We start from the raw sequence: 12977 nt of genomic DNA on the forward strand, positions 1-12977 counted from the left end.
AATTTAGGTACAAAAAAACCGGCTATAAGCCGGTTTTTTTCGAACTCATTTCACTCGATTAAGAGTTAAATGGGTCTACCTTGATGATAGTTTCGTTACGGTCAGGACCGGTAGAAACGATATCGATAGGTACGCCAGTGAGTTCTTCAATACGCTTGATGTAATCTAGAGCAGCTTGTGGAAGCGCATCAATAGACTGAGCACCGAAGGTATTCTCAGACCAACCCGGCATGGTTTCATAAACTGGAGTCGCTTCTTCAAATGCTTCTGCAGCCATAGGAGAAACCTCTAGGATAGAACCGTCATTCATCTTGTAACCAGTACAGATTTTCAGTTCTTCTAGACCATCTAGTACGTCAAGCTTAGTTAAGCACATACCAGAGATAGAGTTAAGTTGAACTGCACGACGCATTGCAACAGCATCAAACCAACCAGTACGACGCAGACGACCTGTCGTTGCGCCAAACTCATGGCCTACATCACCTAAGTGCTTACCAACTGGATCTTGCTTATCAATGCCATCATATAGCTCAGTTGGGAATGGACCAGAACCAACACGAGTACAGTACGCTTTGGTAATACCAAGGATGTAACCGATGTGGCGAGGACCAAAACCAGAACCTGCTGCTACGCCACCTGCTGTGGTGTTAGAAGAGGTTACGTAAGGGTAAGTACCGTGGTCGATATCTAGAAGAGTACCTTGAGCACCTTCAAACATGATCTTGTCACCGCGCTTGCGTGCAGCATCAAGTTCGTCAGTTACATCAATGACCATTGAAGTAAGAAGGTCAGCATAGCTCATCGCTTGCTCAAGAACTTCTTCGTAGCTTACAGTGTCAGTTTTGTAGAAATGCTCTAGTTGGAAGTTATGGAATTCCATAACTGTCTTAAGTTTTTCAGCAAATGCTTGCTTGTCGAATAGGTCGCCTACACGTAGGCCACGACGAGCAACTTTGTCTTCATATGCTGGACCGATACCACGACCCGTTGTACCAATCGCTTTTTTACCTAGAGCGATTTCGCGCGCTTGGTCAATTGCCACATGGTAAGGAAGAATTAGCGGACATGCTTCTGAAACGAAAAGGCGTTCGCGTACTGGAATTCCGCGCTCTTCAAGAGGCTTCATTTCTTTTAGAAGTGCATCTGGAGATAAAACAACACCATTACCGATAACGCATTTCACGTTATTGCGTAGGATGCCTGATGGAATTAAGTGAAGAACGGTTTTTTCACCGTCAATAACTAGAGTGTGGCCTGCATTGTGACCGCCTTGGTAGCGCACCACATATTTTGCATCTTCAGTCAAAAGGTCAACGATTTTACCTTTACCTTCGTCACCCCACTGGGTGCCTAAAACAACTACGTTATTTCCCATCTTTCCAATTCTGATTGCTAGTTAAAAAAGGATTCTAGCACCGAAAAATCAAATTTGCAGTCATTTTTTAGACACTAACCATAAAATAATGGCGGTTATTCAAATTGATTTAAGCTGAAAACCAATACTTTATTAATGCTCACAGTAACATAAAGGTAATGACTGCCCCTGCAACCACGAGACATCCGCCCAGTCTTCTCAGCTGATTATCCGGCTGCTGGCTCAACTGTGCCATCATATTGCGCCATGCGTTTGGAGCTAATAATGGACCAATCCCTTCGAGTATTAAAACCAAGCCTAAGGCAATCCATATCCCTTGAGACATATCTACTTCCTATTATGAATGAATAAAAAAGGCTCCTATGATAGGAGCCTTTGCGATATCTAGCTGATATTACTTACGCGGTGCGCCGCTTGAATCGTTCATGAAGCGGAAGAAATCGCTCTTCGGATCAAGGACCATAATGTCCCCTTTCTCAGAGAATGATTTCTCGTACGCTCTAAGTGAACGAACAAAGCTGTAGAACTCAGGATCTTTGTTGTACGCTTCAGAGTAAATCTTAGCAGCAGTTGCGTCTGCATCACCTCGAGTTACTCGAGCCGTTCTGTCAGCCTCAGCAAGTACAGTTGCTACCTCTAGCTCAGCTTGAGCTCGGATAACTTCTGCCTTCTCACGACCTTGAGAACGGTGCTTACGCGCTACAGATTCACGCTCAGCACGCATACGACGGTAGATAGACTCAGAGATTTCATCCGGAAGGTTGATCTTCTTCATTCGGAAGTCAACAACACGAACGCCCAAGTCATCCATCGCGCTTTGGCGAGTATCTTGCAGTACTACTGCCATGATCTTATCACGCTCACCGTCAATCTCTACAGCAGCACGCGCTGCTTCAGAAACGGTTTCTTCCAGCTCTTCCTCATCAGGTAAAACGGCTTCATTACGAGGACCCGATACAATCTGCTTGATTTCACGAGAGCCGATTTCAGCACGAAGCACGTCTGTTACTTTACGCTCCAATAGGGCTTGCGCTGTAAGCGCATTACCACCACCGGTTGCCAAGTAATATTGACCAAAGTCTTCGATACGCCATTTCACGTATGAATCGATGATAACGTCTTTTTTCTCAGACGTTACAAAGCGGTCAGAACGGCCGTCCATCGTTTGAATGCGAGCGTCTAGACGCTTAACGTTGTCAAACAATGGCATTTTAAAGTGCAGACCTGGCTCGTGGATACGAGAGATATCATTGTTGTCTTTCAAGATACGACCAAATCGAACCACGATACCGCGCTCACCCTCAGGGACAACGAATACCGACATGAGCATTAGTGCGAGTGCAACCACCAATACTGGGATCATTAACTTACGCATTCCTAGTATCTCCCTTCACGAGTAGTAGTTGAACGAGTGTCAGTTGAAGACGGCTGCGGTGTTGTCGCCGCATCTAGCTCTATCTTATCGTACGCTGAAGATGACTTATCAGAGCGCTTGGTTGAAGAACCTTCCTGACCCGCTAACTTGTCGATTGGCAAGTACAATAAGTTACCGCTTGATTCAGAATCAATAAGTACTTTAGACGTATTTGAGTACACTTCTTCCATTGTATCTAGGTACAGACGGTTACGAGTAACCTCTGGCGCTGCTTGATATTCTGGTAGTAGTTTTTCAAACTGAGCCACTTGACCAAACGCTTCGTTAACGATGCGCTCGCTGTAACCTAGTGCCTCTTTCTTCAGACGTTCTGCACGACCTGTCGCTTTCGGCAAGATTTCATTCTTGTAAGCTTCTGCCTCACGAATGAAACGCTCCTCATCCTCACGCGCTGCGATAGCGTCATCGAATGAGTCTTTAACTTGCTCTGGTGGACGTGCTGATTGGAAGTTGACGTCAACAACAAGGATACCCATGTCGTAGCCATCAATGATTTCATTCAGGGTCTCTTGAGTGCTTTGACGGATTTGCTGACGGCCACTTGTCAGGATACTATCCATCAAAGAGTCACCGATTACTGCACGCAAAGCAGAATCTGTAGCTTGACGCAAACTGTCATCAGCGTTCGTTACGCGATACAAGTATTTGTATGGATCAGACACTCGGTACTGAACACCCATACCAACAGTTACAACGTTTTCATCTTTCGTAAGCATTAAGCCAGAAGCTTGAAGTGCACGAATTGCTTCAACGTTTACTGTTGTTACTTCATCGACGAAACGTGGACGCCAGTTCAGACCAGGATCTACGATACGATCGTATTTACCGAGACGAAGTACGACACCACGTTCTGCTTCACCTACTGTGTAGAAACCAGAGGCAACCCAGATAACGATGGCAACTACCGCAATTAGACCGAAGCCAATTGCACCGCCACCGCTTGATGATGAACCACCACCACGCTTACCAAATTTACCACCCAGCTTTTGACTTAGTTTGCTAAACACTTCATCTAAATCTGGCGGTCCTTGATTGCGACCACCCGATTGCTGATTGCCACGATCTTTATTACCCCAAGGGTCATTGTCGCGGCCATTGTTTCCGTTGTTATTTCCAGGCTCATTCCACGCCATTAGAAAACTCCATCACTAGATATGACGTTATAAAGTAACAGTCTTTTAACCGACTATAAAGTCGTCCAACTGCGCCTCTTCCCTCTTTTGCAGTCTAGCCCAATCGGCTTGCTGCATTCGAATATCAATCAACAAGTTACCTTCTGAATCATACGCCTCTTGTCGAATAGATTTCATATTGAAAAATACACTGCGTAAACGCCCCTGATACAGAGGAGGTATACTCAAGGTATATTCGACCATTTGACTTGCTAAGCGCTCAGTCAAGGCCTGAAACAGCAGGTCTAAACCCAAGCCTTCCATCGCCGAAACCCACACTGTAGTGGGTACACCCTCTTCGTTATATTCAATACGAGGAGACTGTTGTTCCATGTTGTCTATCTTGTTCATGACAAGTAAGACTGGGATCTCGTGCGCATCAATCTCTTCTAAGACGATATCAACGGCTTGGACATTCTCTCTGAAACGTTCGTCACTAGCATCTATAACATGTAACAAGATGTCTGCTTCTTGGGTTTCCTGCAAGGTTGCCTTAAAGGCTGCAACCAAATCATGCGGAAGGTGACGAATAAAACCTACTGTATCCGCAAGGATAGCGAGGCCTACGTCGTCTAACTCTATCTTACGTAGAGTTGGGTCCAAAGTAGCAAATAACTGGTCAGCCGCATAAACGCTAGCTTCAGTAATCCTATTAAACAGAGTGGACTTACCGGCGTTGGTATATCCAACCAAAGAGACTGTCGGAATTTCAGCTCGCTTTCTTGCTCTGCGGCCTTGTTCACGCTGCTTAGCAACCTTTTCTAGGCGACGTAAAATCGCTTTGATTCGATCTCTTAGCAAACGACGGTCGGTTTCAAGCTGGGTTTCACCCGGCCCTCTTAAACCGATACCACCTTTCTGTCTCTCCAAGTGAGTCCAACCACGAATCAATCGGGTGGAAATATGACGCAACTGCGCCAACTCTACTTGCAGCTTACCCTCATGGGTTCTCGCCCTTTGAGCAAAAATATCCAAGATAAGACCGGTACGGTCTAGCACTCGGCATTTGCACAACTGCTCTAGGTTTCGTTCTTGAGCTGGCGAAAGGGAATGGTTAAAGATAACTATCTCAGCCTCAAGTTGCTGAACGAAATCAGCAATTTCTTGTGCTTTACCCTCACCCACAAAGTACTTCGCATGGGGGGACTGACGGCTACCCGTTATGGTATGCAGGTTGTTAACACCCGCAGAAGACACTAACATCTCAAATTCAGCTAGGTCTTCCCACTCCCCTTCCTGTGTAAAATTAATATGAACAAGTACCGCCTGTTCACCTGATTCATACCGGTCAAACAAGCGATAAGCTCCTTACACAAGTTACTTGATGATTAGATAACTTTTTCAATTAGTCTTCAGATTTCTCTTGAGTGCGTTCTGCACGTTCATTACTGCTGTGATGAGTTACTGCTCGCGCAGGAACTACTGTCGAAATAGCATGCTTGTATACCATCTGATTAACGGTATTTTTCAGTAGGATCACAAATTGGTCAAAAGACTCGATCTGACCCTGAAGCTTGATGCCATTGACAAGATAAATAGAAACCGGCACGCGCTCACGACGCAATGCGTTTAAGAATGGGTCTTGTAAAGATTGCCCCTTTGCCATTGTCATTTTCCTTATTAGTATGTTGTTGTAATTATTTAGCAAGTGACAGCAGATAAAATTGTACTGTTTTCGCATCCTAGCTAAAGAGAACAAAACCTCAAAATAGTTCTACGTTCCGTGTAGAGGTTATGTTCATGTGAAACGATCATATTATACACAGCAAATTCAATTAGATGCTATGACATTTGCGATAGTTTCTACCCCGTGATCGATATTTTGACTATCGAGCCAAGTTAGGTCTTTCCAACTGCGAAGCCAAGTAATCTGGCGCTTCGCTAATTGCCTAGTCGCACAGACCCCTTTGAAGATTGCCTCATCAAAGCTGTACTCTCCTTCTAAGTAACCCCACATCTGACGATAGCCCACACAGCGAATTGAAGGAAGATCTGGATGCAAATCAGTGCGTTGATGTAAGGCTCTTACTTCATCTTCAAATCCAACCTCTACCATTTTTTCATAGCGAAGTTCGATACGTCGATGCAGTTCGGAGCGCTCTTGAGGAGCAATAGCAAACTGTTTCACATCATACGGGATAGGCTCCCCCTTCTGTTGCGTCAGTTCTGTCAGCGACTTTCCAGAAATACGAAAAACTTCTAAAGCACGCGATAAGCGCTGCGGATCATTGGGGTGAATACGCTCTGCTGAGACTGGATCAATCTGCTTTAGCTCATCATGCAGAGCTTGCCAGCCCTTTTGAGTAGCTTCTTGCTCAATTTGCGCGCGAATTTCAGGGTCAGCAGCAGGTAATGGAGAAAGCCCCTCTAGTAGAGCTTTGTAGTACAGCATTGTGCCCCCTACTAGCATAGGGATTTTACCTTGTGCCGTAATCTCATCCATTAGCTGCAGCGCATCACGACGAAAGTCTGCTGCTGAATAAGATTCTGAAGGGTCAATAATATCAATAAGGCGATGGGGGGCGGCAGCTTGCTCTTCTGCCGTCGGCTTAGCCGTACCTATGTCCATCCCTTTATATATCAAAGCTGAATCAACGCTGATTAGCTCAATGGGAAAGCGTTGTCGAAGGCGAATCGCCAATTCGGTTTTACCGGAGGCCGTTGGGCCCATTAAAAATATGGCCAAAGGCAATTTATCATTCATGTGATAGCGCTTTAATTTGGGTGGAAAAATCCACTAATTGAATAAGTTTCTTATCTTTTAAGTCTAGACCCTGTGCGGAAGCACCCTCTAAATCGGACAGTAGCTGCACCGCCTCTGACAAAGTGTAGGTCTTATTTTGTTCTACTACCTGACAAGCGAGCCAAAGGCTTAACTGTTCAAAGGACAACGGTTGCTCACCACTCAACATATCGATGAGCTTAGAAAACAACTGCTGAAGATTATGATGTCTCAGGGGCTGAGGTACTGCCATGATCATCACTTTGGCTCCAGCTTTAAACATCAACTGAATCGCAAAACGCTCAAGCATAGGCTGCATTTGCTTAAGCAGATCGATATCTTCGCTTCTTACTCGCAATGCTAGAGGGATCAACAGTGGCTGCTTGACCAACTGCCTTTGATCAACCGATAACTGTCCTCGGAGCTTCAATATCTCAGCATAAGACAACGCAAGCAGTCCGCATCCTGCGTTGGTATTAATCAACAGAAAGCGCTCATTGACCACAGTTAGAGCCTTCCCTAGCTGAGTAATAGGCTGAGCCACTACAGAGGGTGGAGTCTCTACGACAGAGCTAGGCTCAACGGTCATTAATTGCTGATAGACCTTAGCTTCTTGCTCAGACACCTGAGGCTTAGGTGTTCTTGAGGTGTTATTTTGTCCCCAACTTAAGCGCGCTTGTCTTTCACTTCGCGGTTCACCATGAGACGACTCTGCCGAGTCAGCCCTGTTCGGGTATGCTGGAATCTGCTGCATCGCCTGCGCTTCTCTTTGTGAAGGAGAGGCTGATACTGGCTTTGACTCGGGGCTAGATGTGACTGTGGTTTGCTCTGACTCACTTACAGTAAATTGCTGTGGATGAGGCGTGGCGAACGCACTTTCCCGTCTCTCCTCCGAGACGAGTTGTTGCGACTGTCCTAACGCATCAACAAGGGCTTGATAGATAAAGTCATGCACCAGTCGTGCTTGATGAAAACGCACTTCATGCTTTGCTGGGTGTACATTCACATCGACTTGATGTGCATCGATCTCAATGAACAGCACATAAGCGGCAAACTGCTCTGGACGCAATGCTAGTTCGTAGCTTTGACGAATGGCATGATTAATGAGTTTGTCACGCATCATTCTGCCATTCACATAGCAGTACTGCAGGTCACCTTGTGAGCGCGCAGCTGCGGGTGTGGTTATCCAGCCATACAACTTTAGGTCTTGATGTTGCAGTTCAACCTTTAACATGTTGTCTGCAAAGTTTTTACCACAGACAGATTGAATGCGTTGTTCTATTTGACGCTCTGTTTTTGCAGCGCGATATTGCTTAACCAGCTTACCATTGTGTCGAAGGTTAAGAGTGACATCAAAGCGGCTCAAAGCAATACGCTTTAACAGCTCTTCAATATGAGTGAACTCTGTCTTTTCAGTACGCAGGAATTTTCGTCTTGCAGGGGTATTAAAGAACAGATCCAACACCTCTACCGAAGTCCCTATAGGGTGAGCGGTAGGCTGCAACTTAACCTGCATATCCCGACCTTCAGAATAGGCTGCCCACGCTTGCTCTTGTGTCGCTGTTCTTGAGGTTAAAGTTAAGCGAGATACTGAACTGATACTAGCCAGCGCCTCCCCACGAAACCCAAGGCTCATGATGGCCTCAAGATCATCCAAGGTGGTAATTTTAGAGGTCGCATGTCGACTCAGGGCAAGTTGAAGTTCATCTTTAATGATGCCCTTACCATTATCCCTGATGCGAATCAGTTTACTGCCGCCTTTTTCGATATCGATATCGATACGAGTAGCACCCGCGTCGATGCTATTTTCAACGAGTTCTTTAACCACAGAAGCCGGTCTCTCAACCACTTCTCCGGCTGCTATTTGGTTCGCCAGTCTCGCTGGTAGTATCTTGATTTCGCTCATCGATTCGGAATAATCAGCGTCTGTCCAATGGCAAGCTCATCGGAACGAAGGTTATTAGCGCTGCGAATGCTGCTCACAGTCACCCCATATTTGGATGCGATCTTACCCAAGAACTCTCCTCGTTGAACCTTATGACGCCTGATTGGTTCATCCTTCACCGCAACAGTGATCTTAAGTTTTTGGCCAACACGAACCGTATTGGATTTAAGGTTATTCTCTCTTTTTATTGAGTCGACCGATACCTTATATCGACTGGCGATCTTGCCTAAATACTCACCCGATTTCACCACATGGGTAACGGTTTTGGTCTCTACAGTATTGAGTGTTTTCGCTGGAACTGAAGCGCCAGGAATAGTCAGCTTCTGACCCACTTTGACGGTATCACTTTTTAGATTGTTCGCCGATTTGATCGCCGCAACGGAAACTCCGTGCTTTTGCGCAATCTTAGATAAGAAATCACCGCGCTGAACAACGTACATTCCACCGTGGCTCGGGGTCTTATCAAACCCAGTCCCTTCCGGCGGATTCTGTTTTAGGTACGTCACTACTGCACGGGATAGGGCACTCGCTAGCTTGTCTTGATATGAGCGCTGAAATAGCAGTTTCTCTTCAGTTGGGTTTGAGATGAAGCCTGTTTCAACGAGAACTGATGGTATTTGAGGTGAGCGCAACACCGCTAGGCTAGCTTCACTTGGTTTACTTTTATGCAGACGAGCGACCTTTTTCAACTCACCTAATATCTCTGTCGCTAACTTCTCACCTTCACGCTTGGAGTGGGTAAACTGCAGATCCAGCAATGTTTGGTTTACGTTTTTATCCGCTCGAGTAACCGTGGAAGTACCACCTAACTTTTGAGATTGACGCTCTTGGTTCTCTACCCAACGAGAAATTTCTGTGTTCCTACGACGATCATTCAAGAAGAAGACGGAAGCACCTCTTGGCTGAGGCGAGGTAAACGCATCTGCGTGAATAGAGATAAATAAGTGTGCTTTCTCACGGTCGGCAATAGCCACACGCTGATCTAGATTCACATAGTAGTCGCCCGTTCGAGTTAACTTGGCTCTGATACCTGGGATAGCATTCAACTGTGCCGCAAGCTTCCTTGAAACACTTAATGTGGTGTGCTTTTCATATTTGCGACTAGGACCAATGGAGCCTGGGTCTTTACCACCATGGCCTGGGTCGATAACAATAACCACATCTTGTCGACTAGGCACGCTCGTTTTCGTCGCAACAACCGGCTTAGTTGCTGGTTTAGACTGGCTGGTTGCAGAGAGAGGAAAATCGATCACCAAACGATGACCGGCGCCGTTACCCGGAGCAAGCTTGAATAATTTAGGCGAAGACTTTCCCTTCAACTCAAACACCAATCGAAAGGTGTTTTTATTAGGGGGAGAACTTTCTCTCACTTTAGTTAAGATGGGGCTCTTAGTGACCGACTTAGGTAGTTTAGAGCCATTAGACGTGTTCTGAAGATCCACAACCAAGCGATCTGGGCTGCCTAAAGTAAAGTAGCTAAAGTCAGCTGACTGGCTCAGGTCAATAACCGTCCTTGTTTCTTTATTAGTGGTCGAAATGCGAATGTTCTTAATCTCATTTGCTTGCACAGTGGCAAATAAAGAAGAAACAAAGAACAAGGCAAACGCCCATACTGAATTCTTAATCAATTTAGCTCCAGCTTTTCAATCAGTGTTAGTCCATTGTCACTGTTTGCAGTAATGGTCGCGACACGACCCTCACCTTGATAACGAATATCGATATCTAAATCTGCTTTAGGAAGCAATCCTTCCCCTTTCTCTGGCCACTCAACAAGGCAGATTGCATCAGGGGTAAAATAGTCTCGAATTCCCATAAACTCGAGCTCTTCTGGGTCCGCAAGACGATAAAGGTCAAAATGATACACCTGCCAATCTTGCAAATCATAAGGCTCAACCAAGGTGTAGGTTGGGCTCTTAACATTGCCTTTATGCCCCATCGACTGGATAAAGCCACGACTGAAGGTGGTTTTTCCCGCACCAAGATCACCATGTAAATAAATGGTCGTTTGCTCAGAGCATAGGGCTGATAAGTTTGCTCCCATTTTTACGGTGTCATGCTCATCTTTGAGGGAGAAGTGCTTCTGGGTCATAAAAGAGTAGTCTTTGCTTGGCTTTATTAATAATGACCTAATTATCTCTACTGAGCGCGTTTTGTCGAGCAAACCCGCCTCTTTGGTAGACTATGACCAATAAATTTCGTTCAAAAGTACTTCGAATGGGTTGCACTGTTACATGTCGACTCGTTTATTCGCTAAAATAGACTCAACTTTCTTCGAATGACAGCATCAATGAATCTTCAACATTTGGCAGATCAAATCAAACTTTGGGGCAATGAACTCGGATTCCAAAAAATAGGAATAACCGATGTCGACCTCTCATCACATGAAGAAGGCCTGAAGAAATGGATTGCTCATGGCTACCACGGCAGTATGGAGTGGATGGAGCGCAATGAAGATAAACGCCTACATCCAAATAAACTTCACCCGGGCACATTACGAGTTATTAGCGTGCGCTTGGATTACCTTCCTCCAGAAGCTCATTTTGCCAGTAATCTTTCCGATCCGACCCAAGCTTATATTAGTCGCTACGCATTAGGTCGTGATTATCATAAGCTGATGAGAAACAAGCTCAAAAACTTGGCCAAGAAAATTGAAGATGAACTTGGAGAGTTGAACTATCGCCCCTTTGTTGACTCTGCTCCTGTGCTAGAACGTCCCTTAGCTGAAAAAGCGGGCCTAGGCTGGACTGGTAAACACTCTTTGCTACTGGATGAAGAGGCAGGTTCTTGGTTTTTTCTTGGCGAGCTATTGATTGGGTTGCCTCTTCCTGTTGATGCTCCAGTAGAAAAGCAATGTGGAAAGTGTCGCTCTTGCATCACAAGTTGCCCTACGGGAGCGATAATCGAAGATGGTGTCATTGATGCGCGCAAGTGCATCTCTTATTTAACCATAGAATATGATGGAATCATTGAGCGTGAGCTTAGTGATGCAATGGGAAATCGAATCTACGGTTGTGATGACTGCCAACTGGTATGCCCGTTTAACCGTCATGCTCAGCTTACGCAGCAAGCGGACTTTCATAGACGAGAAAGCATTAAAGACAGCAACTTAATTACGCTTTTCTTATGGAGTGAACAAGAATTCCTTAAGAACTTCGAAGGTTCAGCAATACGCCGCATTGGTCATCTGCAGTGGTTACGAAACCTCGCTATTGCTTTGGGAAATGGCGCATATAGCGATGAAGCTATAACAACTCTAGAAGGCAGGCTTGGGCTTTGTAACGTTTTGGACCACCATATCAACTACGCTATCGAACGGCTTAAATCTCAAACTCCATTTACCTCTACCAAGCAACAGCGACTGATTCGAATTGTTCAGAAAGGACTGCCTAGGGATGCCTAACTAGATGCAATGCCATCAACTCTAGAATATTCAGGACAAATGCACGCTAGAAAAACCAAATAAGCGTCAACAAGCGGATGTTAAACCCTTAATTCAGCATAAAATGGTAAGTACATGGGTAATGTGGAAAAAGAATATAAAGCAAGTCTCATTTCAGCATGCCCTAAAGTTAAACACAGACGCGGAATATGATGAAGATCAAATAAAGTGACATTTAAGATCAATTTCTTACATTCTCAGGATCAAGTAATCTCACCGTTAGCCCTTATACTTCAAGGCATTAAGCTATGCGCAATAAGTCCCATCTTTCTTATGATGAAATTAGATCTTGACAAAAGATCCGCAGAATTCAATTGCTAAAATTTTTATCAACCAAGTTATCCACAGATGTGGTTTTGTGGATAAGTCTGTGAGTTAATTCTTAATGGAGTGTAATAATGGGTGTTTCACAAAGATTGTGAGAAATTATAGATAAGGAGAAAAAGAACTGGGTAATGCTAGTGCAGAAAGAGTAGTGATTCAACCCAACTAAACACAAGGTTCCTCGTGTAGCAGGTAGTAAATCCAAAAGCTTTGGAGCGACACACGAGGTTCGAACTCGTGACCTCAACCTTGGCAAGGTTGCGCTCTACCAACTGAGCTAGTGTCGCATTTACTGACAGCTGATAGCTATAAGTAGTAAAGTGGTTGCGGGGGCCGGATTTGAACCGACGACCTTCGGGTTATGAGCCCGACGAGCTACCAAGCTGCTCCACCCCGCGTCCGAATTGTATCACCGTTAAGTACGATGAAGACTTTCTATTTGGAGCGACACACGAGGTTCGAACTCGTGACCTCAACCTTGGCAAGGTTGCGCTCTACCAACTGAGCTAGTGTCGCATTTACTGACAGCTGACAGCTCTAAGCTGATAGCTATAAGTAGTAAAAT

11 protein-coding genes and 3 tRNA genes are annotated in these 12977 nt (G+C 45.2%); 1 reads left to right on the top strand and 13 read right to left on the bottom strand.

What is annotated here, in order from left to right:
- Positions 1 to 58: 58 nt before the first annotated feature.
- The 10 genes from D5I41_RS07275 to tsaE all read right to left on the bottom strand — a co-directional run bounded on the left by D5I41_RS07275 (position 59) and on the right by tsaE (position 10738).
- Positions 59 to 1375 carry an adenylosuccinate synthase gene (locus D5I41_RS07275; RefSeq protein ID WP_119009267.1) on the bottom strand — a complete coding sequence of 439 codons (1317 nt, stop codon included), beginning with the start codon at positions 1373 to 1375 and terminating at the stop codon, positions 59 to 61.
- Between the two features lie 139 nt (positions 1376 to 1514).
- Complete coding sequence (locus tag D5I41_RS07280; protein ID WP_017027510.1) at positions 1515 to 1700, bottom strand: DUF2065 domain-containing protein; 186 nt, start codon at positions 1698 to 1700, stop codon at positions 1515 to 1517.
- Positions 1701 to 1769: 69 nt separating this feature from the next.
- Entirely contained in the window at positions 1770 to 2750 is a 981-nt protein-coding gene (hflC, locus tag D5I41_RS07285) for a protease modulator HflC (RefSeq protein WP_119009268.1), read from the bottom strand.
- A gap of 2 nt (positions 2751 to 2752) precedes the next feature.
- Positions 2753 to 3943: an FtsH protease activity modulator HflK gene (gene hflK / locus D5I41_RS07290; RefSeq protein ID WP_119009269.1), complete on the bottom strand. Its 1191-nt coding sequence runs from the start codon at positions 3941 to 3943 to the stop codon at positions 2753 to 2755.
- Positions 3944 to 3988: 45 nt separating this feature from the next.
- Positions 3989 to 5278 (bottom strand): ribosome rescue GTPase HflX, encoded by a 1290-nt coding sequence (gene hflX / locus D5I41_RS07295; RefSeq protein WP_017027513.1) that lies wholly within the window; start codon positions 5276 to 5278, stop codon positions 3989 to 3991.
- 49 nt (positions 5279 to 5327) lie between these two features.
- Positions 5328 to 5588 (bottom strand): RNA chaperone Hfq, encoded by a 261-nt coding sequence (gene hfq / locus D5I41_RS07300; protein ID WP_119009270.1) that lies wholly within the window; start codon positions 5586 to 5588, stop codon positions 5328 to 5330.
- Positions 5589 to 5753: 165 nt separating this feature from the next.
- Positions 5754 to 6686, bottom strand: coding sequence for a tRNA (adenosine(37)-N6)-dimethylallyltransferase MiaA (gene miaA, locus D5I41_RS07305; RefSeq protein ID WP_119009271.1), 933 nt, complete (start codon positions 6684 to 6686; stop codon positions 5754 to 5756).
- Positions 6679 to 8610 (bottom strand): DNA mismatch repair endonuclease MutL, encoded by a 1932-nt coding sequence (gene mutL, locus D5I41_RS07310; protein ID WP_119009272.1) that lies wholly within the window; start codon positions 8608 to 8610, stop codon positions 6679 to 6681. Before mutL ends, miaA begins: the two co-directional genes overlap by 8 nt.
- Complete coding sequence (locus tag D5I41_RS07315) at positions 8607 to 10277, bottom strand: LysM peptidoglycan-binding domain-containing protein (RefSeq protein WP_119009273.1); 1671 nt, start codon at positions 10275 to 10277, stop codon at positions 8607 to 8609. The genes mutL and D5I41_RS07315 overlap by 4 nt, the downstream gene beginning before the upstream one ends.
- Entirely contained in the window at positions 10274 to 10738 is a 465-nt protein-coding gene (gene tsaE, locus D5I41_RS07320; RefSeq protein ID WP_017027518.1) for a tRNA (adenosine(37)-N6)-threonylcarbamoyltransferase complex ATPase subunit type 1 TsaE, read from the bottom strand. The genes D5I41_RS07315 and tsaE overlap by 4 nt, the downstream gene beginning before the upstream one ends.
- 198 nt (positions 10739 to 10936) lie before the next feature.
- Here tsaE and queG point away from each other — a divergent pair, with 198 nt between their 5' ends.
- On the top strand, positions 10937 to 12049 hold the full coding sequence (gene queG, locus D5I41_RS07325) for a tRNA epoxyqueuosine(34) reductase QueG (RefSeq protein ID WP_119009274.1): 1113 nt from the start codon (positions 10937 to 10939) through the stop codon (positions 12047 to 12049).
- Between the two features lie 574 nt (positions 12050 to 12623).
- Here the strand turns inward: queG and D5I41_RS07330 are convergent.
- The 3 genes from D5I41_RS07330 to D5I41_RS07340 form a co-directional block, all read right to left on the bottom strand.
- Positions 12624 to 12699 (bottom strand) — tRNA-Gly (locus D5I41_RS07330).
- Positions 12700 to 12733: 34 nt separating this feature from the next.
- Positions 12734 to 12810 (bottom strand) — tRNA-Met (locus D5I41_RS07335).
- Between the two features lie 42 nt (positions 12811 to 12852).
- A tRNA-Gly gene (locus D5I41_RS07340) sits at positions 12853 to 12928 on the bottom strand.
- Between the last annotated feature and the right edge of the window lie 49 nt (positions 12929 to 12977).

It is taken from the genome of Vibrio superstes (assembly GCF_003569005.1).
Lineage (GTDB): Bacteria > Pseudomonadota > Gammaproteobacteria > Enterobacterales > Vibrionaceae > Vibrio > Vibrio superstes.